This window comes from Streptomyces sp. NPDC005551 (assembly GCF_042871785.1).
Taxonomy (GTDB): domain Bacteria; phylum Actinomycetota; class Actinomycetes; order Streptomycetales; family Streptomycetaceae; genus Streptomyces.
In genome coordinates this window covers 883,724-905,666 of the sequence record NZ_JBIAJE010000002.1, presented here as the reverse complement: position 1 = coordinate 905,666, position 21,943 = coordinate 883,724, and the positions used below count along the sequence as shown (strand labels likewise).

The 21,943-nt window shown below is 73.0% G+C and carries 16 protein-coding genes; 2 read left to right on the top strand and 14 right to left on the bottom strand.

All coding sequences use genetic code 11. The features are described from left to right. Positions 1–24: 24 nt before the first annotated feature. Positions 25–846 carry an ABC transporter ATP-binding protein gene (locus tag ACFYP4_RS08125; protein WP_388783870.1) on the bottom strand — a complete coding sequence of 274 codons (822 nt, stop codon included), beginning with the start codon at positions 844–846 and terminating at the stop codon, positions 25–27. A 4-nt stretch (positions 847–850) separates the two neighbouring features. Beyond that, positions 851–1,771, bottom strand: coding sequence for an ABC transporter permease (locus ACFYP4_RS08120; RefSeq protein ID WP_358853693.1), 921 nt, complete (start codon positions 1,769–1,771; stop codon positions 851–853). A 161-nt stretch (positions 1,772–1,932) separates the two neighbouring features. Here ACFYP4_RS08120 and ACFYP4_RS08115 point away from each other — a divergent pair, with 161 nt between their 5' ends. Next, the gene (locus ACFYP4_RS08115; protein WP_388783762.1) at positions 1,933–2,571 is read left to right on the top strand and encodes a TetR/AcrR family transcriptional regulator; all 639 of its coding nucleotides are present in this window, start codon (positions 1,933–1,935) and stop codon (positions 2,569–2,571) included. A 106-nt stretch (positions 2,572–2,677) separates the two neighbouring features. Here the strand turns inward: ACFYP4_RS08115 and galE are convergent, their stop codons facing one another. The 4 genes from galE to ACFYP4_RS08095 all read right to left on the bottom strand — a co-directional run bounded on the left by galE (position 2,678) and on the right by ACFYP4_RS08095 (position 7,301). Then, complete coding sequence (gene galE, locus ACFYP4_RS08110; protein ID WP_358853695.1) at positions 2,678–3,658, bottom strand: UDP-glucose 4-epimerase GalE; 981 nt, start codon at positions 3,656–3,658, stop codon at positions 2,678–2,680. Positions 3,659–3,744: 86 nt separating this feature from the next. Next, positions 3,745–5,337 (bottom strand): glycosyltransferase family 2 protein, encoded by a 1,593-nt coding sequence (locus ACFYP4_RS08105; RefSeq protein WP_388783758.1) that lies wholly within the window; start codon positions 5,335–5,337, stop codon positions 3,745–3,747. A 55-nt stretch (positions 5,338–5,392) separates the two neighbouring features. Then, on the bottom strand, positions 5,393–6,658 hold the full coding sequence (locus ACFYP4_RS08100) for a glycosyltransferase 87 family protein (RefSeq protein ID WP_388783755.1): 1,266 nt from the start codon (positions 6,656–6,658) through the stop codon (positions 5,393–5,395). 130 nt (positions 6,659–6,788) lie between these two features. Beyond that, entirely contained in the window at positions 6,789–7,301 is a 513-nt protein-coding gene (locus ACFYP4_RS08095) for a MarR family transcriptional regulator (protein ID WP_358853698.1), read from the bottom strand. A 124-nt stretch (positions 7,302–7,425) separates the two neighbouring features. On the opposite strand from ACFYP4_RS08095, the gene ACFYP4_RS08090 reads away from it, so the two are divergent. Next, a complete protein-coding gene (locus ACFYP4_RS08090) occupies positions 7,426–7,839 on the top strand; it encodes an organic hydroperoxide resistance protein (protein ID WP_358853699.1) in 414 nt (137 codons plus the stop codon). Between the two features lie 46 nt (positions 7,840–7,885). Here the strand turns inward: ACFYP4_RS08090 and ACFYP4_RS08085 are convergent, their stop codons facing one another. The 8 genes from ACFYP4_RS08085 to ACFYP4_RS08050 all read right to left on the bottom strand — a co-directional run bounded on the left by ACFYP4_RS08085 (position 7,886) and on the right by ACFYP4_RS08050 (position 21,762). Further along, entirely contained in the window at positions 7,886–9,472 is a 1,587-nt protein-coding gene (locus ACFYP4_RS08085; RefSeq protein ID WP_388783751.1) for a hypothetical protein, read from the bottom strand. A gap of 165 nt (positions 9,473–9,637) precedes the next feature. Continuing rightward, positions 9,638–10,933 (bottom strand): hypothetical protein, encoded by a 1,296-nt coding sequence (locus ACFYP4_RS08080; protein ID WP_388783867.1) that lies wholly within the window; start codon positions 10,931–10,933, stop codon positions 9,638–9,640. A gap of 104 nt (positions 10,934–11,037) precedes the next feature. Then, complete coding sequence (locus ACFYP4_RS08075; protein WP_388783748.1) at positions 11,038–13,239, bottom strand: CDP-glycerol glycerophosphotransferase family protein; 2,202 nt, start codon at positions 13,237–13,239, stop codon at positions 11,038–11,040. 1 nt (position 13,240) lies between these two features. Beyond that, positions 13,241–15,424, bottom strand: a complete 2,184-nt coding sequence (locus ACFYP4_RS08070; RefSeq protein ID WP_388783745.1) for a CDP-glycerol glycerophosphotransferase family protein — start codon at positions 15,422–15,424, stop codon at positions 13,241–13,243. A gap of 123 nt (positions 15,425–15,547) precedes the next feature. Then, positions 15,548–17,872 carry a CDP-glycerol glycerophosphotransferase family protein gene (locus tag ACFYP4_RS08065; RefSeq protein WP_388783743.1) on the bottom strand — a complete coding sequence of 775 codons (2,325 nt, stop codon included), beginning with the start codon at positions 17,870–17,872 and terminating at the stop codon, positions 15,548–15,550. Positions 17,873–18,114: 242 nt separating this feature from the next. Next, entirely contained in the window at positions 18,115–19,023 is a 909-nt protein-coding gene (locus tag ACFYP4_RS08060) for a carbohydrate ABC transporter permease (protein WP_388783740.1), read from the bottom strand. After that, positions 19,020–20,300 carry a sugar ABC transporter permease gene (locus ACFYP4_RS08055; RefSeq protein WP_358853705.1) on the bottom strand — a complete coding sequence of 427 codons (1,281 nt, stop codon included), beginning with the start codon at positions 20,298–20,300 and terminating at the stop codon, positions 19,020–19,022. The genes ACFYP4_RS08060 and ACFYP4_RS08055 overlap by 4 nt, the downstream gene beginning before the upstream one ends. 70 nt (positions 20,301–20,370) lie before the next feature. Then, on the bottom strand, positions 20,371–21,762 hold the full coding sequence (locus ACFYP4_RS08050) for an extracellular solute-binding protein (RefSeq protein WP_358853706.1): 1,392 nt from the start codon (positions 21,760–21,762) through the stop codon (positions 20,371–20,373). Positions 21,763–21,943 lie beyond the last annotated feature (181 nt).

The window sequence follows — 21,943 nt, the reverse complement described above, 5'->3', positions numbered from 1 at the left end:
TCCGCGCCGCCGCCCCCCGGTCCGCTACTTCGCGGTGAACCTCTCGTACTCCCCGAGCACCTCCGCCGTCGGTCCGTCCATCCGCAGCTCGCCGCGTTCCAGCCAGAGCACGCGGTCGCAGGTGTCGCGGATCGACTTGTTGTTGTGGCTGACCAGGAAGACCGTGCCCGCGTGCTTGCGCAGCTCGCGGATGCGCGCCTCGGAGCGCTTCTGGAAGGAGCGGTCGCCCGTCGCCAGCGCCTCGTCGATCATCAGGACGTCGTGGTCCTTGGCGGCCGCGATGGAGAAGCGCAGGCGTGCCGCCATGCCGGAGGAGTACGTGCGCATCGGGAGGGTGATGAAATCGCCCTTCTCGTTGATGCCGGAGAAGTCGACGATCTGCCGGTACCGCTCCCGCACCTGCTCCTTGGACATGCCCATCGCGAGGCCGCCGAGGAACACGTTGCGCTCGCCGGTGAGGTCGTTCATCAGGGCCGCGTTGACGCCGAGGAGGGACGGCTGGCCGTCGGTGTAGATCCTGCCGTTCTCCACCGGGAGCAGGCCCGCGACTGCCTTGAGCAGTGTGGACTTGCCGGAACCGTTGGTGCCGATCAGACCGATGGCCTCGCCGCGGTACGCCGTGAAGGAGACGTTCCTGACGGCGTGCACCCTGCGGACGCCCGCCGCCTGCTCGCTCTTCCCGCGCCGCAGCATCCGGTTGAGCGCGGCGGTGGCGGTGCCGCGGCCGGCGCCCGTGCCGTTGACCCGGTAGACGATGTCGACGCCGTCGGCGATGACGGTGGGGACGGGGGCGGAGTCGCTCGCGGCGGCTCCGGCCCCGTGCGGGAGTTCGGCTTCCTTCGTCACGATGTCAGCCACGGCCGTAGGTCTCCTCAGCCTTCCAGAAGTAGATGAAGCCGCCGACACCGGCGACCAGCGCCCAGCCCGCCGCCAGCGCCCACACGTGGGCCGGGAGCCGGCTCCCGGAGAAGCTGTCGATCAGCGCGAACCGCATGAGGTCGATGTACACGGCGGCCGGGTTGCTCTGCAGGGCGACCAGCACCGCGTGCGGGACGTCCCGGTCGTGCAGCATCCGGTCGATGCTCCACATCACACCGGAGGCGTACATCCAGGTGCGCAGCAGGAACGGCATCAGCTGCGCGATGTCGGGCGTCTTCGCGCCCATCCGGGCGACGGTCATCGCCACGCCCGCGTTGAAGACGAACTGCAGCGCGAGTGCCGGCACGGCGAGCAGCCAGGAGGCCCGGACCGGCACCCCGAAGCCGAGCAGGATCACCAGCAGGGCGGCCATCGAGAACAGCAGCTGCTGGAGCTGTTGCAGGCAGTACGACACCGGCAGGGCGGCCCGCGGGAAGTGCAGGGCCCGCACGAGCCCGAGGCTGCCGGAGATCGCGCGGGTGCCCGCCATGATCGAGCTCTGGGTGAACGTCCACACGAAGACGCCGGTCACCAGGAACGGCACGAAGTCCGGCACGCCGTGCTTGGTGCCCATCAGGATGCCGAAGATGAAGTAGTACACCGCCGCGTTCAGCAGCGGGGTCGCCACCTGCCAGACCTGGCCGAGCTTCGCCTGGCTGTACTGGGCGGTGAGTTTGGCGGTGGCGAAGGCGGTGATGAAGTGCCGCCGCTCCCACAGCCGGCGCACGTACGCGGGCAGCGTGGGGCGGGCGCCGCTGACCGTGAGGCCGTGACGCGCGGCGAGCTGCGCCGGGGTCTCGGCCGCCGGGGTGGTCACGGTCGCGGGGGGCGGTGCGTGGAGGACCTGGCTCACATCCGCTGCTTTCGCTCGGGGGAGGGGTACGCGAAGGCCCCCGTCACCCGCGCGCTGCCGGCTGTTCACGTCGGGACGGGACCGTATCGTCGCAACGCGAGCGTAGAGCGATTCGACGTCGGAACGCAACCGTTTCGTCGTCACGGCCTATGCTGGTCGGCATGACGACGAACGCCGACTCCACCGGACCGGGCACGGGCACGGCGCCGCGCCGCAGGCCCCCCGCCGGGGCCGCCGTGCTCCGCGAGGACGTCACCGAGGCCATCCGCTCCGCCGTCTTCGGGGAACTCGCCGCCGTCGGCTACGCCCGGATGTCCATCGAGGGCATCGCCCGTCGCGCCGGTGTCGGCAAGACGGCGGTGTACCGGCGCTGGCGCTCCAAGCTCCACCTCGTGCTCGACCTGGTCTCGGCGGTCGCGGTCCAGGGCCTGCCCGCCCCCGACACGGGCACCCTCGAAGGCGACCTGCGCCTGCTGTACGAGGTCGCCTCCCGCGCGCTGCGCCACCCCGTCGCCGGCCAGATCATCCCCGACCTCCAGGCCGAGGCGGCCCGCAACCCCGACATCGCGGAGGCCATGCAGAAGGCGCTGCGCGAGGGTCAGCAGGGCGTCGCGAGCGGCATCGTGGCGGCGGCCGTCGCCCGCGGCGAGATCCGCGAGGACGCCGACGAGGACCTCGCGCTCGACCTCATGTCCGGCCCGCTCTACTGGCGCACGGTCGTGGTCCGCGACCCGGAACCGCCCGAGAACCACCTGGCCGGTCTGGCGAGGGCCACGGCGGCGGCGCTCCGGGCCCTGTGACGTCCGGGCCCTGTGACGTCCGGGCCCTATCTCGTCCGGTCCCGCCGGCGGGCCGGTGCGGCCGGGTCCACCGCCCGCAGGATCCGACCGCGCGAGGAGCCGGTGCTCAGCTGCGGGCGGCGGCGGGGTGCAGGCGGACCCAGCCGTCCCAGGCGGAGGTGATCATGTCCTGGACGTCGTACTTCGCCTTCCAGCCCAGCTCCGTGGCGATGCGGTCCGCGGAGGCGACGACCCGGGCCGGGTCGCCGGGGCGGCGCGGGGTGACCGTCGGGGGAGTGTCGTAGCCGGTGATCGCGTTGATGCGGTCGACCATCTCGCGTACCGATACGCCTTCGCCCCGGCCGATGTTGAGGGTCAGGTCCCTGCCGGGCGACACCTCCAGCGCCCGGGCCGCGGCCACATGGGCCTCCGCGAGGTCCACCACGTGGATGTAGTCGCGGACGCACGTCCCGTCCGGGGTCGGGTAGTCGTCGCCGAAGATCCGCGGCGGCGCGTCGTCCGTCAGCCGTTCGAACACCATGGGGACCAGGTTGAAGACGCCGACGTCGGCCAGCTCGGGAGCCGCCGCTCCCGCCACGTTGAAGTAGCGCAGCGAAGCCGTGGACAGCCCTGTGGCGCGGCCGGTCGCGCGGACCAGCCATTCGCCTGCCAGCTTCGTCTCGCCGTACGGGCTCATCGGCGCGCACGGGGTCTCCTCCGTGACCATGTCGACGCCGGGCATGCCGTACACCGCGGCGGAGGAGGAGAACACGAAGGAGGGGACGGCGGCGGCCGTGACCGTCTCCAGCAGCACCCGCAGACCTTCGACGTTCTCGCGGTAGTAGTGCAGCGGAAGCTCCACCGACTCGCCGACCTGCTTCTTCGCCGCCAGGTGGACGACGCCGGTGACCCGGTGCTCCGTGCAGGTGCGGGCCAGCAACTCCCCGTCCAGGGTCGAGCCCACGACCAGCGGGACGTCCGCGGGGACCCGGTCGGCGATGCCGGTCGACAGGTCGTCGTAGACCACGGCCCGTTCGCCCGCCTCGGTCATCGCACGCACCACGTGCGCCCCGATGTAACCGGCGCCGCCGGTGATCAGCCAGGTCATGTCGGTCGTCCCCTCGTCGGTGAGCTCCGGGTGAGTGCGTGCCCGGCCGGTGCCCGGCCGGTGCCCGGCCGGTGGTCGGTCGCGTATCAGTGAAGCAGGCGCGCCAGCCTGCGGCGGACGACTGCCGCCGTGCCTCGCGGGCCCGGCGCGAGTCGCACCGCGAGCGCGCCCGAGTGCGTGGCGTACGGCTGGACGAGCAGGACGCCGTGCCGGGCGCTCGGGACGGCCGAGCGGCGCAGCAGCCCCGGCCCCGCGACCGCGTGGGCGGTGGTGTCGCGGCTCGTCCCGTCGGCGAACCGCAGCCGCAGGCGCAGGTCCCAGGTGCCCGAGCCCAGCGACGGCAGGTCCACCGCAGTCTCGGCGGACCAGGTGCCGGCGCCGGGGTCCGCCGCGAGGAAGGCCGTGCGGCGCGGCCCCGCCCGCCCGTCCTCCCGGCGCACGAACTCGACGTCCACCGAGCGGGGGCCCGCCTCCGCCATCCGCCCGTACAGCTCGTGCAGGCGCAGCCGCAGGCGCGTGCCGCGCGCGCGGGGACGCAGCTCCGCGTCCACAGCGGCGGGAAGCAGCCGCACCGGCCGCTCCAGCAGGTGTTCCAGCTCCACCTCGGGAAGGTCCGCCGACCAGACGGGTGTGCCGTCGGCGGCGCGCGCGTACGGAGGGCACAGCCGCGCCGGGCGGGCCGCCAGCTCCTTCAGGCGGGCCAGGTCGCGCGGTTCGGCGGCGGCCCGGACGACCCGGGCGATCACCCGGCCCGGTGCCCGTGCCCGCGCGAAGTCGGCCGCGTCGAAGTCCGCGAGGTACGCGCGCGTGCTCTCCCACCACGCGTGCCGGTACTCGGGGGCGCGCAGCTCCAGTTCGCGCGCGTACATCCGCAGTTCGTGGTCGAGGAACTTGGCGCGCACCGCCCGCGCGAGCCGTTTCTCGCCGGCCCCGAGGAGGATCTCGTACGCGGCGCGGTTCGCCTCCGTGCGCGCGTGCCAGTTGTCGATGCCGGCGCGGTCGAGCGAGATGGACAGGTGCGCCGCCGACCTGCGGACGTGCCACACGTACACCCGGTCGGGGACGAGCGCGACGCGCGGTGCGGCGGCCAGGACGCGCGCGCTGAACACGAAGTCCTCGTAGGTGCAGCGGCCGTCGGGGAAGCGGATGCCGTGCTCGCGCAGGAAACCGGTGCGGTAGAGCTTGTTGACGCAGAGCGTGTCGTGGACGAGACGGAGCCGCCGCGCGGGGCGGGCGACCACCGCCGGCTTCGCGTACAGCTCGGGCTGCCACCGGGTCTCGCGGCCCGACGGCAGCTCGCGCCGCACGCACAGGCCCGCCGCGACCTCGGCGCCGTGCTCGGCGGCGGCCGTCAGCAGCGCGTCGGCCGCGCCGGGCGGCAGTACGTCGTCGCTGTCCAGGAACATCACGTACGGCGCCGTCGCCGCGTCGATCCCGTCGTTGCGGGGGGTGCCGCAGCCGCCGCTGTTGACGGCGCGGCGCAGCACCGTCAGCCGCGGCTCACCGGCGGCCAGGGCGTCGAGGAGCTCCGCGCTGCCGTCCGTGGAGCAGTCGTCGACGGCGATCACCTCGCGGACGGCCGGACCCTGGGCGAGGGCCGAGCGCACGGCGTCCGTCACGTGCGGGGCGTCGTCGTAGCCGATGACGACGACACAGACCTGGGCGGGATGAGGGTGCATGGCAGTCCACGACCGGAACGGTAGGAGTTGTGGGCAATGTACCGTTTGTAGCCGTTTAGTGTCTTGTGCGGAAGACGAGCGGAACCTGCCGGAGGTTCCGCGGGGGCGTGTCGGGCGTCGCCCGGTCCGGTGCCGGGAGCCCGGACCGCCACAGGCGCCGGAAGGACAGCACCGCGGCGCCGGCCAGCAGTCCGTTGCGTACGACCATCAGCAGGCAGCCCGTCCAGGTGCTGTCGACGACCTCCCCGTACAGACCGGGGTACGCGACCGAGCTGACGGCGGTCGCCGCCACGATCAGCGCGGCGACGGGCCGCTGGGTGGTGTGCCGGGCCGTCAGGCACACGGCGGACAGGCCGAGCAGCCACACCATGTACTGGGGGCTGATCACCCGGCTGGTGACCGTGAACAGCAGGACGGCACCGAGCGCGGCGTCGTACGGCGTCGACGGCGTCCAGCGCCGGGCCCGCACCCGCCACAGCAGCAGCAGGCCGAAGGCGGCCACCGTGAGCGCGAGCGAGGCGGCGGCGACCAGCGGCACGTACGGACCGACGAACTCCATCGCGCCGTACCGGTACCGCACCCGCCCCGGCCAGCCGGCGTGGCGCGCGAGGCCGAGGACCGTGCCGCCGAGCGACTCGATCTGCACCCCGCGGCCACCCTGCTGGCGCAGGAAGTCGAAGGGGTGGTCGAACAGGGCGGCGAGCACGGCGAGCAGGGCGACCGCCGTGACGGCGGCCGACGTCCACGCCTCCCGGGTCGTGCGGCCCCGCGGGAGACCGATGAGCGCCAGGGCCGGCCAGACCTTCACCAGGGCGCCCAGGGCGGCGAACGCGCCGCACACCCGCGTGGACCGCGACACGGTCAACAGGGAGATGACGGCGAACGCCGTGACCTGCACGTCGTAGCGGGCCAGCGGGATGTGCAGCAGCAGCGGCAGGCTCGCCGTCCACAGCCACGCGCCGGCCGTGCTGCGGCCCGGCCGGGTGCCCGCGCGCGCGAGAGCCGCCGTGATCACCGCGTCCGTGAGGAGCGTGAGGGTGACGAACGCCTGAAGGTACGTCAGCGCCGGCAGCAGCGCGGGCGACAGCAGTACCGGGCCCGCGCCGGGCGGGTACTGCCACAGGTGGTCGCCCGAGGGGTACGAGCCGTGCGACAGGACGCCGTACCACCGGAAGTACAGGTTCTCCACCTCGCGCGAGACGCCGCCCCTGCCGAGCGGGGCGAGGTGGTCGTGGGCCAGCATCCACAGCATCAGGGCGCGGGCGGCCGACCAGGCGACGGCGAGCGGGACCAGGCGGCGGAGTTTCGTCGAGGCGCTCATCAGGACGGGATCGTAAGCCGCACGGATGGGAATTACCGTCCGATACGTGGGCAATGCGCACGGATGCTGAGGGAACACCACGAGCTCGGCCCTGCTGCCGCTCGCGCTGGCCATACCGGCGCGGGGGCTTCTAGAAGCAGCCCGGTGTCTCCCCGGAGGCCGGTACCGTCAGCGCCGCCTCGTCCAGCGCCGACGTCAGCCGGTCCAGACGGGAGCGCAGCTCGTTGATCTCGCCGAGCTCGAAGCCGGTCGCGGCGGCGATCCGGCGCGGCACGAGCAGCGCGCGCTCGCGCAGGGCCGTGCCCTCGCCGGTGAGGTGGACGTGCACCGACCGCTCGTCGCGGGCGCTGCGCTCACGCCGTACGAGACCCGCCGCCTCCAGCCGCTTGAGCAGCGGGGACAGCGTCCCGGAGTCGAGGCGCAGATGCTCGCCCACCTTCTTCACGGGCAGCTCGCCGTGCTCCCACAGCACCAGCATCACCAGGTACTGGGGGTAGGTGAGCCCGAGGTCCTTCAGGAGCACGCGGTAGACCCCGCCGAACGCGCGCGAGGCGGCGTTCAGGGAGAAGCAGATCTGCTGTTCGAGGCGGAGGAAGTCCCCGTCGGGCGACGTCTGAGGGGCCGGGGAGGGCGTGGCGGTCATGCCTCCAGGATAGCTCTTGCCCATCATTAAGTTGTGCACAACTAAATTGCGTGCTCTAATAGTGGCTGTGCGGCGGCCGGACCGGCCGCCCGTCACCACCACGATGTGAGAGGGACGGTCTTCCATGGACACGCTCTACACCGCTGTCGCCACCGCCACCCACGGCCGTGAGGGCCGCGCCGTCAGCTCCGACGGGCGCCTGGACCTCCAGCTGGCCATACCGGTGCAGATGGGCGGCAACGGCGAGGGCACCAACCCGGAGCAGCTCTTCGCGGCCGGTTACGCCGCCTGCTTCGCCAGCGCCCTCGGCCTCGTCGGTCGGCAGGCGAAGGTAGACGTCACGGACGCCGCGGTGACCGGCGAGGTCGGCATCGGCAAGCAGGGCGAGGGCTTCGGCCTGGCCGTCACCCTGCGCGTGGAGCTGCCCGACTCCGTGGACGCCGCGACGGGCCGCAAGCTCGTCGACCAGGCTCACCAGGTCTGCCCCTACTCCAACGCCACCCGCGGCAACATCCCGGTCGAGATCGTCGTCGAGTAACGGATCCGCGACACCGTGAGCGCCCGGGGCCCTCGGCCCCGGGCGCTCACGCGACCCGCGCCAGCACCTCGCCCGTCGTCCGGCTCCACGCCACCACCACCGCCTCCCGCGGCACCCGCTTCCAGCGGGTCAGCAGCAGCCAGCGCACGTGGTAGCGCCGCACGACGGCCGCGCGTTCGGCGCGCGTCGACGCCGGGTCGAGGTAGGCGCGGACCGCGGCCAGCCGCCGCAGCCGGGCCCCCTCGTCGAGGGAGGCGTCGGGCCAGGCGGGCGCCGCGAGGTTCGGCCCGTACCCGGCGATGGAGTGGACGGCGTAGTACCCGTCGGTGATGACGACCTCGCCGGGACCGATGTGCCGCGCCGCCCACTCGTACGTCGGCCAGTGCGGCGGCTGCGCGAAGCCGACCGGGTCGACCGAGCGCGGCACGACCGCCCCGGCCTGCACGGTGAGGAACCCCACGCAGGCTCCGACGGCGGCCGTCCCGCCGAGCGCGCGCCGCCAGAACGGCCAGGGCCGCGGCGCCGCGAGCTCCACCGCCAGGGCGAACTGCGGCGGCACCAGCGTCAGCCCGAGGATCCTGCCGTACGTGTAGTGCCCGCTGACCCAGCCGTACGCCACGGCCAGGCACTCCAGGACGAACATCAGCACCAGCGGATCCCGGCCGGCCCGCCACCAGCGCCCGCCGCCCCGCGCCCGCAGGCCCCGCACCCACAGCGCGGGCACCCCGATCAGCGCCAGCCAGAACTGGTCGGGCACCCCCTGGTACAGCCGCCGGTGCATCGCGTCCACGCTGGTGTCGCCGGCCAGCGCGAAGACGTCGAAGTACGGCCAGCACGCGGCGACCAGCAGAGCCGCGCCGCCCGCCACGGCCCACCGGCCCACGACCGCCCCGCGCCACCCGCGCTGCCAGGCCGCCACGAACGCCACCGCGCCGAGCACCGCCGCCACCGACGTGATCGGGTGGACGAGCAGGATCAGGCCGTACAGGACACCGACCCCGGCGTACCCGGAGAAGCTCCTGAGGCCGCTCGGCCCGACGTACCGGACGGGTCCGCCGAGGCCGGCCGCGCGCGACCCCGTGAGCGCCCACGCCCAGAACGCGAGACCGATGGCGAACGTCGACGGGTAGCCGAGGTTGCCCGTCATCGACATCAGCCCGAGGTAGCCGCTCCACCAGGCCCGCTCGGTGCCCCACAGCAGCACCATCGCGAGCAGCGCCGACACGGGCGCCCAGGGGCGGCCCGGCGCCAGTACCCGCACGAAACGCCCGATGCCGGTCAGCAGCACCAGCAGGTTGACCGGCGCGGACAGCCGCACGACCTCCCAGCCCGGGAGCCCCGTCACCCGGGCGAAGGCCCCCTGCACGACGGCGTACGGCGAGTAGTACGGGCTGCCCGCGCCCGGCAGGTCGGCCATCGGGTGCCGCGGGTGCAGCAGCCGCGCCCTGAGCCGCTCCACGACCGCCGCGTGCTGGCCGAAGTCGCAGCACATCGGGACCCGCCAGTAGGCGAGCGACATCACCAGCCAGAACAGGCCTCCGACGACCTGGTACGGGGTCGGGCGCCAGGACGGGCCGCCGCGCAGCGCCGTGGCGCCGTGCACGGCGCGCCGGACGAGAAGGCCGGCGCTCACCGGGCGGAAGGGGTCGGGCGGGGCGGAGCGGGCAGCGAGCGGGGCGGAGCGATTCGGGGCATTTGACGTACGTTCCCGCTGGCGTCAACGCCCTAGCGGCGAGTCACCTCATCGGGGGATGCGCTCTTTCCCCTTTCCCGCCGCTTTCCCGCCGCCGGACAAGGCCTACCGGGACACGGACGCGTCCCTGCGCACTGGTCCGGGGACCGTGCCGGAGAGCTGCGCCCGGGGCCCCGCGGCCCGCTCGAGCAGCAGCGGAAGCCCCAGCACCGGCAGCAGCCACGCCAGCACGATCAGCCGGTCCCCGTAGATGTTGATGTCCGGGTGCCCGGCCTGGTTGAGGACGCCGGTGAAAGCGGCCGCGAGGACGAGGACACCGAAGGCGGGGCGCTGCCTGAGCGCCCCCCACGCACCGGCGGCCAGCGCCGCGAGGAACAGCGGGTCCCACAGCCGGCGGCGCAGCCACTCCACCCAGAAGTTCGCCTCCAGGTGGAGGAACTCCCGCCACGGCCGGCTCCGGTCGGGGCGCCCGAAGTGGCCGGTGAGCAGGTCCTGAAGGCTCTCCGACTCCGAGGGGTAGCGCAGCACCCGCGCCGCCAGCACGGTCGCCAGGACCGCACAGCCCGCCACCGCCGCGACCGTCCGCAACGGCCGCCCGAGCTCCTGCCACACCCCCCTGAGCACCGGCCGCGCCCCCCGCCGCCGGGCCCGCCGTCCGCCGATCACCACGCACGCGCCCGCCAGACAGACCCCGAGGAACAGCGCCTGCGAGTGCTTCACCGTGAACAGCAGCAGCAGTGAGCCGCCCACCAGGGCGGCGCCGGTCCGCACCCGGCCTTCCAGCGCCAGCGCACAGCCCCAGAGCGCCGCCAGGGTCAGTGCGAGGAGCAGGCCCTCGGTCATGGGCCGCATGGCGGTCGTGCCGCACGGCAGGACGAGGAACAGCACCTGCCCGGTCAGGGCCACCCGGGCGGGGGCGCGCACGGTGCGCAGGACCAGGAAGGCGAAGACGCCGCCCACGACGGTGACGAGGACGCCCGCCGCCCACAGCCCCCACGTCACGCCGAGCACCGTGACGAAGGGCACCAGCAGCACCGGATATCCGGGGCGCGCCTCGAAGATCCGCATGAACCGGGAGGGCATGAACGGCACCGTGTGGCCCGCCGTCTGCCCGGCCCGCAGCCGCCCGTCGACCTGCCGCCACTGTTCGCGCCGGCACTCCTCGGTGACCCGCCGGGTGGGGCTCGGCAGGTGGAAGCGGATCACGTCGACGCTCTGGTTGCGGCGCGCGATGGACGCCTTCCCCGCGCACACGTAGTCGATGGTCGTCGCCGCCGCCCCGCGCTTGTCCTCGCCGCGCAGGCCCAGGGCGTACGAGAGGTAGTTCTTGGTGTCGGGGGTGTCCCGGCCGGTGACGTTGGCGAGCTGGAGCACCGCGAAGACCACCGCGACCAGGACCACCCAGTGCCGGGGCCCAGCCCGGTCCCGGAGCCGGGCGCGAAGGGCCCGCCCGCCGCGGAGCCGCGGACGCGGCGGCCCGCCGGGGCCGGCCGGGGCGTCGGACGTCACGAGGACACCCGGACGTCGTGCCCCGCGGGCGCGGGCACCCGGACCGGCGCCGGGGCGTCCCGCTCGCCCAGCATCAGGGTCCGGACCACCCGCTCGGCCGCCCGGCCGTCGTCGAACTCGCAGAACCGCGACCGGAACCCGGCCCGCAGCCGCGCCGACTCCCCGTCCCGCCACGCCCCGGACGCGAACAGCCACGCCAGCTCCCGGTAGGAGGACGACACATGGCCGGGCGGATCTGCCGTGATGTCGAAGTAGGTGCCCCGGCTCGCCCGGTAGGCGCCCCAGTCGTCCGCGTGGACCACGATCGGCCGGTCCAGGTTGGCGTAGTCGAAGAGCAGGGCCGAGTAGTCCGTGACCAGCACGTCGGAGGCGAGCATCAGCTCCTCGACGTGCGGCTCGTCCGTCCCGTCGACCAGCACCCCGCGCCGGTGCAGCTCGGCGAGGCCGAGACCGCGCGCGGGCCCGTCCGCGAGCGACGGGTGCAGCCGTACGACCAGGGTGTGGTCCGCGCCGAGGTCGTCCGCGAACCGGGCCAGGTCGACGCGGTCGACGTGTCCGCCCCGGACGTAGTCGCGGCGCGTCGGCGCGTACAGCACCACCGTCCGGCCGGCCGGGATGCCGAGCCTGGCGCGGACGGCGGCGCCCTCCTCGGGCCGCGCCCGGACGAGGACGTCGTTGCGGGGACTGCCGGTGCGCAGCGAGGTGAAGTGGCACGGGTAGGCGCGGTCCCAGACCAGCTCCGAGTGCCGGTTGGCGACCAGGCTGTAGTCCCAGCGGTCGGCGCGGCGCAGCATCTGCGGCACGTCGAAGCCGTGCCGGGCGCCCGGCTTGCCGAGCAGGTCGGCCGCCATGTACTTCAGCGGGGTGCCCTGGTGGGTGTGGATGTGGACGCTTCCGGGCCGCTTGGCCAGTGTGCCGGGCCAGTTGACGTTGTTGACGAAGTACGTGGCCCGTGCGGTGACCTGGTGGTAGCGCGATGAGTCGGGCGTGACGTGCTCGATGCCGGGCGGCAGCAGCGGCACCTGGTCCTCGCGCACCACCCACACCGCCCTGATGTGCGGGGCGAGTTCACGGGCGGCGCGGTGGACGGCGGCCGGATCGCCGAGCACCCCGCGGTGCGAGAACGCCGAGTAGACGGCCAGGTCCGGGTCCAGCGGCCGCAGTTCCTGCACGGCGGACCAGCCGTGCCGGATCCGTCCGGCGGCCGCCGCCCGCATCCGCTGCCCGCGCTCGTCGAGCGCCTTCGCGGCGCGCGCGGCCTGCCGGCGGACCCGGTAGCGGGTGTAACCGCCGTCCAGGACGCGCAGTTCGGGCGGCATCGGGCCGCCGCCGTGCGTGCGGAACAGGGCGGCCGTACGCCGGAAGAACTCACCCTTGTCCGCCTCGGGCAGCCGGTCCGGCTTGGCCAGGATGTCCAGGCAGTGCTCACCCATCTTGCGGTGCAGATACGGGCGCCAGCCGGACAGCTCGGGACGGGAGTCGACATACGCGAACACCCGCTCGTACTGCTCGTGGATGTCGAAGTGCTTGCGGCTGGTCGTGGACAGGATGTTGCCCTGGCGGCGCTGCCGGTAGGCGAGGCAGATCCGGTCCAGCGTGGCGATCCGCTCCGCGCTGAGCAGCACCGGGAACGTCCACGGCGTGTCCTCGTAGTAGCCGGGCGGGAACCGGAAGCCGTGCCCCTCGACGAAGTCGCGGCGGTAGACCTTGTTCCACACCACCATCAGCAGTTCGAGGATCTCCGGGTGTTCGGCGGCGGTGAAGGTGCCGTCGCCGCCCTCGGCGAGCACCCGCGCCAGTACGTTGCGGCGGGTGCCGCCCCACCAGTAGGTGCGCGCGTAGTCGAAGACCAGCACGTCCGGGTCGGCGGTCTCGTCGAGCCGGTCGGCCATGGCGCGCAGCGCGCCCGGCGTGAGCGTGTCGTCGCTGTCGAGGAAGAACAGGAAGTCCCCGGTGGCGTGCGGCATTCCGGCGTTGCGGGCCCGGCCCAGCCCCACGTTCCGCGGCAGGTGCAGCACCGTCACCCGCGGATCACGGTCGGCGTACTCGTCGAGGATCGCGCCGCAGCCGTCGGGGGAGCAGTCGTCGACGGCGATCACCTCCAGGTCCGGGTACGACTGCTCCAGGACGGAGTCGAGGCACTCGCGCAGGAAGCCCTGCACCTTGAAGACCGGGACGATGACGCTGAAGCGGGGCACGTCAGCTCCTTACGAGGGTGGGGGCCGGGGTGCGCCGGTTGAGCGGGACCACGGGCGGGATCGCCTCCGGCGGTTCGCCGAGGAGCACCCGCCGCACGACCCGCTCGGCGGCCCGCCCGTCGTCGAACCGGCAGAAGCGCTCCCGGAACGCGGCCCGCCGCGCGGCCGACTCGGCGTCCGCGTAGGAGCCGTCCAGGAACAGGCGCGTCAACTCGTCCGGGGTGCGGGCCACCCGGCCCGGCGGGCTCTTCATCAGGTCGAAGTAGCTGCCCCGCGTCTCCTGGTAGACCTCCCAGTCGTCGGCGTACACGACGATCGGGCGGTCGAGGTTGGCGTAGTCGAACATGATCGACGAGTAGTCCGTGATCAGCGCGTCCGCGGCCAGGCAGACGTCCTCGGAGGAGCGGTGCCGGGTCACGTCGATGATCCGCCCGCCGCCCCTCGGCCGGCCCTCGTCGTAGAAGTAGTGGGCGCGCAGCAGCACGACGAAGTCGTCCCCGGCCGCCGCACAGAACGCCTCCAGGTCCAGCCGGGTGTCGAAGCCGGTGCTGTGGTCGCGGTGCGTGGGCGCGTACAGCAGGGCCGTCTTCCCCTCCGGGACGCCGAGCGTGCGCCGGACCCGGGCGACGTGTTCGGCGGTCGCCGTGTAGTAGACGTCGTTGCGCGGATAGCCGTACTCGAGGGTCTCGTACGAGCCGGGGAAGGCGCGCTCCCACATCTGGGTGGAGTGCGGGTTCGCGGACAGGTTGTAGTCCCAGCGGTCCACCCGGGCCAGCAGCTTGGCGAAGCTGCCGGTCGCCGCGGCCACCACCGGATACGTCGACTGGTCGACGCCCATCTTCTTCAGCGGGGTGCCGTGCTGGGTCTGCAGGTGCACGCTGCCGGGACGCTTGACGACGCCGTCCGCGAAGTTGGCGTTGTTGATCAGGTACTTGGCGCGGGCCAGCACCTCCCAGGCGCGGTGGCTGCCGATCACCGCGTGGTCCAGCCCCTTTGGCACCGCGTCCACCGCGTCCGCCTCGACCAGGAACACCGAGCGGATGTGCGGGGCGAGTTCGCGGGCCTTGGCGTGGATCGCCGCCGGGTTGCAGGCGTAGCCGCGCCCCCAGTACGCGCAGTACACGGCCAGGTTCTCGTCGAGGGAGCGCCGCAGGTTCAGCGCGTACAGCGCCCGGGTGCGCAGCATCCGCGGCCGGGGCAGCCGCCGGTTCACCGCGGCCGCCAGCCGGTTGGCGCCGCGCAGCGCCCGGAACGCGCTGTACGCGCCGGCCGCCAGCAGCCGGTGCTGCACGCCGAGGCTGCCCGGTGGCGGCCGGAAGCCGGCCGGGCGGTGGTACCGGTGGAGCCGGGCCGCCCGGCGGAAGAAGGCGCGGCGCCGGTGCGCGGGCAGCCGCTCGGGGTGGGCGGCCGTCTTCAGCACCACGGTGAAGAGCTGCTCGAACAGCGGCTTCGTCCGGTCGGCCGAGAGCCCCTGCCCGGCGGCCCGGGTGAGTACCAGCTCCACCTGGTCGAGGAGGTCCAGCTGATGCTCGCCCGGCGCGTTCAGCCGGCTGCCCTGCCGGCGCAGCAGATGCCGTACGACGACCGTGCGCAGCACCGCGACCCGGCGGGCGGCGAGGGTCACCAGGCCGCCCCAGCCGAGGTCCGTGAAGTGCCTGCCCGGGAAGGCGAGGCCGTGCTCGGTGAGGAAGGCGCGGCGGTAGGCCGCGCTCCAGGCGGGCAGCGTGACGCCGGTGAGTCCCGGCGCCCGGCCGGGGTCGAAGGCACCCGCTGGCGTCCGGGGCAGCGGGGGCGTCGCCGTCTCCGCGTCCCACCAGTGGACCCGCTCGTGCGCGAAGTGGAGGACGTCCACCTCCTCGTCCCGCAGCCCCGCGTCCAGGGCGGCCAGCGCGCCCGGTGCCAGTTCGTCGTCGCCGTCGAGGAAGAGCAGATACGTGCCGGTGGCCGCCGCCGCCCCGGAGTTGCGGGCCGCACCCAGCCCCGCCGACGGCGGGGAGTGGACCGGGGTGACCCGGGGGTCCCGTCCGGCGTACGCGGCGGCGACGGCGCCCGCGGGGGAGTGGGGCGCGTCGCAGACGGGGATCAGCTCGAAGTCGCCGAAGGACTGGGCGAGGACCGAATCCAGCGCCTGGGACAGGCGCCCGGCGACTTCGTGCGTGGGGACGACGATGCTGAAGCGGGGCATGCTGCTCTTTCTCTCGAGGGACGCGGAGCCGGTGGGTCATCGCCCCGGCCGGCCGGCGGGGCGCCAGGTGGCGGGCCGGGTCGGCGTGGGCCGCGACGAACTGCGGGGCATGCGTACTCCGGTTCAGAGGCTGTCGGGGGCGACGGGCGCGGCGACCCCCGCTCCGGGCGCCGGCACGGACGGCAGGGGCGGGACCTGCGTGGCACCGGCCGGTCCGGACGGTGACGTGGTGAGCGCGGCGGCGGGACGGCTCGCCGCGGCCGACGGCACCGGGCGGCGCTCGGCGAGCGGCACCACCGCGGGCAGCCCGGCCCGCTCGCCCAGCACGATCCGGCGCACCACCCGCTCGGCGGCACGTCCGTCGTCGTGCGGGCAGAACCGCTCGCGGAACGCGGCCCGCAGCCGGGCCGAGCGCGCACCGCGCCAGAGGCCGCTCGCGAAGACGTCGACCAGCTCGTCCTCGCTGCGCGCGACCGCGCCCGGCGGACACGACCGCACGTCGAAGTAGGTGCCGCGGGCCGCCTCGTACGCCTCCCAGTCGTCGGCGTACACGACGATCGGCCGGTCCAGGTTGGCGTAGTCGAACATCAGGGACGAGTAGTCGGTGACCAGCACGTCCGCGGCCAGGCACAGGGACTCGACGCTCGGGTGGTCGCTGACGTCGATGAGGCGGCCCCCCGAGCCCGGGGTGAGCGGGCCGCCGTGGGAGGGGTGCGCGCGGGTCAGCAGCACGAAGCGCGGGCCGAGCCGGCGCAGCACGCGCTCCGGGTCGAGGGTGTGGAGCGGGCCGCGGCGGTAGTCGCGGTACGTCGGCGCGTACAGGACGGCGACGGACGTCTCCGGAATGCCGAGGGACTCCCGCACCCGGGCCACGTCCGCGGAAGTCGCCCGCTGGAACACGTCGTTGCGGGGCTGGCCGTACTCCAGCGTCGTGTAGGCGCAGGGGAAGACGCGCTCCCACACCAGGGTGGAGTGGCGGTTGGCGGAGAGGCAGTAGTCCCAGGTGTCGGCCGTGCGCAGCAGCGCGGCGAAGTCCGTGCCGCGGGCGGCCGCCGGCCGGTCCTGGAGGTCGAGTCCCATCCGTTTGAGCGGGGTGCCGTGCTGCGTCTGGATGACGACCTGGCCGCGGCGTTTGACCAGACGGCGGTCGAAGCCGGTGTTGTCGACCAGGTAGGCGGAGCGGGCGAGTGCCGTCCAGTACGCGGCCGAGCCGGGCCGCACCCGGCGGGTCGCCGGCGGCACGGTGTGGTGGTGCTCGGCGTGCGCGATCCACGTGGTGCGGATCTGCGGGGCGAGCGTGCGGAACGCGGATTCCAGGGCGCCCGGGTTGCAGCCGTACCCGAGGCCTCCGTGACTGGCGAACACGGCGCGGTCGGCGCGCAGCGGCAGCCGGCGCTGGACGCGGTAGTGGACCTGGAGCGCCGCCTCGCGCGTCCGGTGTCCCACGCGCGCGGCCAGCCGCCGTGCCCGCCGCCGGAGGCGGGACGCCAGCGACAGCAGCCGGTAGGTGCGGTGGCTGCCGAGGCGGATCATCGTGTGCCGGAGCCGGACGCGCGGGCGCACCGGGGCGCCCGGCGTGCGGTACCGCGCGTAGTGGGCGCGGGCCCGGCGCAGGAACTCGGCGCGGGAGCCGCGCGGCAGCCGCCCGCGCCGGGTGAACACCGTCGCGATGTGGTCGACCATCCGGTGGAACAGGACCGGACGCCAGTGCGCCAGCTCCGGGCGCGCGTCGAGGTACGCGAAGACCCGGTCGTACTGGTCGAAGATGTCGAAGTGCCCCCGGCAGGTCGTGCCGAGGATGCTGCCCCGGCGGCGCTGCCGGTAGTGCACGCAGACCCGGTCCAGGGTGGCGATCGTCGCCGCGGACATCAGCGCCGGGTAGGTCCAGGGGGTGTCCTCGTAGAGCCCCGGCGGGAACGTGAGGCCCTCCCGCTCGGCGAACTCCCGCCGGTAGGCCTTGTTCCAGACCACCATCAGGACCTTCAGCAGCCCCGGCCGGTCCGCCAGCCGGAACGGCGCGGGCCCCTCCTCGGTGAGCTGGCCCGCCAGCTGGTTGCGGACGATCTCGCCCGACCAGTACGTGCGCGCGTAGTCGTAGACCAGGACGTCCGGCTCGGAGGTCTCCTTCAGCCGGTCCGCGATCGACCGCAGGGCGTCGGGGGTGAGGGTGTCGTCGCTGTCCAGGAAGATCAGGTAGTCCCCGGTGGCGCACTGGAGGCCCGCGTTGCGGGCCCGGCCGAGGCCCACGTTCTCGGGCAGGTGCAGCGGGCGTACGCGGGCGTCGCGGGCCGCGAACTCGTCGATGATCGCGCCGCAGGCGTCGGGTGAGCAGTCGTCGACCGCGATGAGTTCGAGATCCGGGCAGGACTGCTCAAGCACGGATTCGAGGCACTCGTGCAGGTATGCCTGAACCTTGTACGCGGGGACGATGACACTGAACCTGGGCAAGGGACATCCATGGGTCGGCGCGGGCACACTGCCCGGGAACGGCCGAAGGGGTGACCTGGTTACGCCACATGCGGCATCCGGGGGACGCGGGCGCGAGGACGTGCGGGCGTCCACGCGCCCGGGACGCCGGGTGCGCGCTCCCGCGGGAGGGGTGCGCACACGCCGAGGGGCGGACCGCCCGGGCCCGCCCCTCGACTGCCGTACCGCGGCGCCCGCTGCACGCGCCGCCGTACCGGGTGCGCCTACTTCACGGCGCCCGCCATCACACCGGACACGAACTGCCGCTGGAACGCGAAGAACACGGCCATCGGGACCACCATCGAGATGAAGGCACCCGGCGCCAGCACGTCGATGTTGTTGCCGAACTGGCGTACCTGCGTCTGCAGCGCCACCGTGATCGGCTGGGTGCCGGACTTGGTGAACACCAGCGCGACCAGCATGTCGTTCCACACCCACAGGAACTGGAAGATGCCCAGCGAGGCGATCGCGGGTCCGCCCAGGGGCATCACGACGCGCAGGAACAGGCGCAGTTCACCCGCGCCGTCGAGACGGGCGGCCTCCAGGAGTTCCCTCGGGATCTCCGCGAAGAAGTTCCGCAGCAGGAACACCGCGAAGGGCAGTCCGAAGCCGACATGGAAAAGGATCACCCCGAGGATCGTCCCGAAGAGACCGAGTTTGCCGAAGAGTTCGGCGATCGGGATGAGCGCCACCTGCACGGGCACGACCAGCAGGCTGACCACGCCCAGGAACCACCAGTCGCGGCCCGGGAACTCCATCCAGGCGAAGGCGTATCCGGCGAGCGAGCCGATCACCACCACCAGCACCGTCGCCGGGACGGTGATCAGCACCGTGTTCACCAGGGAACTGGTGATGTCGCTGTTCTCCAGCAGCTTCTGATAGCTGTCCACGGTCAGCTGCGAGGGTTCGCTGAAGACCTTCCACCAGCCGCTCGCGCTCATGTCCTCGGGCCTGCGCAGCGACGACAGCAGCAGCCCGATGGTCGGCACCAGCCAGAACAGGCCGACCAGGATGAGGAAGAGCCGCAGCACGCCCCCGCTGACGCCGCTCGCGAGGCGCGAGCCGAGCGACCGCTTCGGCCGGACGACCTCGACGGGCGCCGTCTTCACAGGACTGTCGGCCTGCGTGGTCATCGTCGTACCTCCCGCCGCAGCCTGCGGACGTTGAACAGCATCACGGGGATGACCAGCAGCAGCAGGAACACGGCGATCGCGCTCGCGATGCCCGGCTGGTCCTCCGAGAAGCCCTTGCGGTACAGCTCCAGGGCCAGCACGTTCGCGTCGTCCTGGGACGAGCCCGGCGGAATGATGAAGACCAGGTCGAACACCTTCAGCACGTTGATCATCAGCGTGACCGTGACGACCGCGAGGACCGGGGCGAGCAGCGGCACGGTGACCCTGCGGAACACCTGCCACTCACTCGCGCCGTCCACCCGCGCCGCCTCCAGCAGCTCGCGCGGCACGCTCGCGAGCCCCGCCGCGATGAGCACCATCGCGAAGCCCGCCCACATCCACACGTACGAGCCGATGACGGCGGGGGTGACCAGCGACGGACCGAGCCAGTCGACGCCGTTGTACGCCTCGCGGAAGTTGCTCGCCGGGAGCCGCAGCACCGCCCCGTCCGCCTTGCCGGACAGGGTGAACGTGCCGTCGCCCGCGACCTTCGTGGAGTCGACGACCTCGCCGTCCTTCACGGCCTCGATCCGCATGCCCGCGTAGCCGAGTTCCGAGCTGTCGACGCCGCCCAGTTCGCCGACGCCCTTGCCGCGGGTGAAGTCCTGCCAGGCCGTGCCGGTGACCTTGCCGGGCTCGGCCTTCGCCGGTGCGGCCTTCTCCGCGCTGCCGGGCATCTGGTCGGGGGCGACCCCCACCAGGGGCAGCGTGACGGGCTGCCCCGCGCTGACCGTCGTGCGGGTGACGAAGCCGCCGCCGTCCGGCTTGAGGGGCGACTCCCGGCCCGGGTGGGCCTTCGGGAACGCGGACGACTCCGCGAAGGTGTCGTGCACCCCCACCCAGACCGCGTTGGCGACACCCTTCTCCGGGTCCTGGTCGTACACCAGACGGAAGATGATGCCCGCCGCGAGCATCGAGATCGCCATCGGCATGAAGACGACCAGCTTGAACGCGGTCCCGAAGCGCACCCGTTCGGTGAGCACCGCGAAGACCAGACCGAGGGCGGTCGAGATCGTCGGCGCGAACACCACCCACAGCACGTTGTTCTTCAGGGCCGTGCGGATGCCGTCGTCGGTGAACAGCGCCCGGTAGTTGTCGACGCCGGCGAAGCCGTCGCCGGACTGGTCGAAGAAACTCCGGACCAGCGAGTACCCGATCGGGTAGACCACGAGCGCGCCGAGCAGCACCAGGGCGGGCAGCAGGAACAGCGCTGCCACGGCCTTGCGGGTGCCGGTCACGCTCTTGCGTGAGTGAGCCGCGGGAGGGGCCGGAGCGGCCCCTCCCGCCGATACCGACGTCATCCCCGGATCAGTCCTTGTACGCCTTGGCGGCGTCCGACTCCAGCTTTTGCTGCGTCCCCGCGATGTCCTTGGGATTCTTCAGGAAGTCCTGGAGCTCCTTCCACTCGCCCTTGCCGGGCGTGCCGCCGAAGGCCTGCGGGGCCTGGTCCGACATGTCGAACCGGAAGTCGTCGCCGGCCGAGATCAGGGCCTGCGCCATCTTGCGCTGCACCGCGTTCGGATAGTCCGACGCGTCGACGTTCTTGTTCGGCGACAGGTAGCCGCCGAGCTTCGCCTGGATGCTCGCCGCGTCGGGCGAGGCGAGGAACGTGGCGAGTGCCTGGGCCGCCTTGGAGTCCTTCAGGATGACGGCCGCGTCGCCGCCGCTGACGACCGGCGCCTCGTCACCGACCGCCGGGAACGGGAACACCTTCGCGTCCGTGCCCACCTTCGCCTTGGTCTCCGTGATGTTGACCTGGACGAAGTCGCCCTCGAAGACCATGCCCGCCTTCGGCTGGTCCCCGCCGGTGAACGTCTGTGTCACGGACGCCGGGAACTCCGTCTGCAGCGCGCCGCTCGCACCGCCCGCGAGGTAGTCCTTCTTGCCCCACAGCTGGGCGAGCGTGGTGAGCGCGTCCTTCACGGACGGGTCCGTCCACTTGATCTTGTGCTGGGCCAGCTGGTCGTACTTCTCCGGGCCGGCCTGGGAGAGGTAGATGTTCTCGAACCAGTCCGTGAGGGTCCAGCCGTCCGCGCCGCCGACGGAGACGGGCGTGACGCCCGAGTCGTAGACGGTCTGGGCGGTGCTGAGGAGCTCGTCCCAGGTCTTGGGCTCCTTGGCACCCGCGTTCTCGAAGACCTTCGCGTTGTACCAGATCAGGGACTTGTTGGCCGCCTTGTAGTAGACGCCGTACTGCTTGCCGTCGACCTTGCCGAGGTCCTGCCAGCCCTGCGAGTAGTTCTTCCGCAGCTGCTCCTCGGCGTCCTTGCCGACGGGCTTGGCCCAGTTCTTCTCGACGGCCTGCTTGATGGCGCCGACCTGGGGGAGCATCGCGATGTCCGGCGGCTCACCGCCCGCGATCTTCGATCCCAGGAAGTTGATGATCGGGTCCTGCGCGGGTACGAAGGTGACCTTGGCGCCGGTCCGCTTCTCGAACTCGGCGAGCACCTTCTTGAAGTTGGCCTGCTCGGGGCCGGTCCAGACGGCGGCGACCTCCAGACTCTCGCCGTCCAGCTTGGGGAGCGTGACGGTCGCTCCGCTGCTTTCCTTCTTCTTGCCGCCGTCACCGTCGCCGTCGTCGTCGCCACCGCACGCGGTGAGCGTGAGGGCGAGGGCGCCGGCCGTGAGCGCCGCGGCCGCGGCCCGCGCGGCGGCCGTGCCCGGTCGGCGTGCCTGGCGTGACTGAGCAGTGCTGTGCATCTGTGCCCCGTTCTTCGTTCGTCATCGAACGTCTGAGCGCTGTCCCTCTGGAACCTGTCCCGTGCGGTCTGGTGTACGCCCGGGTGCTTGAGGGCGGCAAGAGCGCATACCGTGTCCGAGGAGTGATCGTGACCGCGTCGTGACGTGCGGGGGCCGACGGGGCGCCCCGTGCGGGGGTTGG

What these genes read in the sequence shown, in the direction of transcription:
- ACFYP4_RS08070 (WP_388783745.1), bottom strand. Translation starts at nt 15,424, where the DNA reads ATGCCCCGCTTCAGCATCGTCGTCCCCACGCACGAAGTCGCCGGGCGC.
- ACFYP4_RS08060 (WP_388783740.1), bottom strand. Translation starts at nt 19,023, where the DNA reads ATGACCACGCAGGCCGACAGTCCTGTGAAGACGGCGCCCGTCGAGGTC.
- ACFYP4_RS08100 (WP_388783755.1), bottom strand. Translation starts at nt 6,658, where the DNA reads ATGAGCGCCTCGACGAAACTCCGCCGCCTGGTCCCGCTCGCCGTCGCC.
- ACFYP4_RS08090 (WP_358853699.1), top strand. Translation starts at nt 7,426, where the DNA reads ATGGACACGCTCTACACCGCTGTCGCCACCGCCACCCACGGCCGTGAG.
- ACFYP4_RS08095 (WP_358853698.1), bottom strand. Translation starts at nt 7,301, where the DNA reads ATGACCGCCACGCCCTCCCCGGCCCCTCAGACGTCGCCCGACGGGGAC.
- ACFYP4_RS08105 (WP_388783758.1), bottom strand. Translation starts at nt 5,337, where the DNA reads ATGCACCCTCATCCCGCCCAGGTCTGTGTCGTCGTCATCGGCTACGAC.
- ACFYP4_RS08115 (WP_388783762.1), top strand. Translation starts at nt 1,933, where the DNA reads ATGACGACGAACGCCGACTCCACCGGACCGGGCACGGGCACGGCGCCG.
- ACFYP4_RS08050 (WP_358853706.1), bottom strand. Translation starts at nt 21,762, where the DNA reads ATGCACAGCACTGCTCAGTCACGCCAGGCACGCCGACCGGGCACGGCC.
- galE (WP_358853695.1), bottom strand. Translation starts at nt 3,658, where the DNA reads ATGACCTGGCTGATCACCGGCGGCGCCGGTTACATCGGGGCGCACGTG.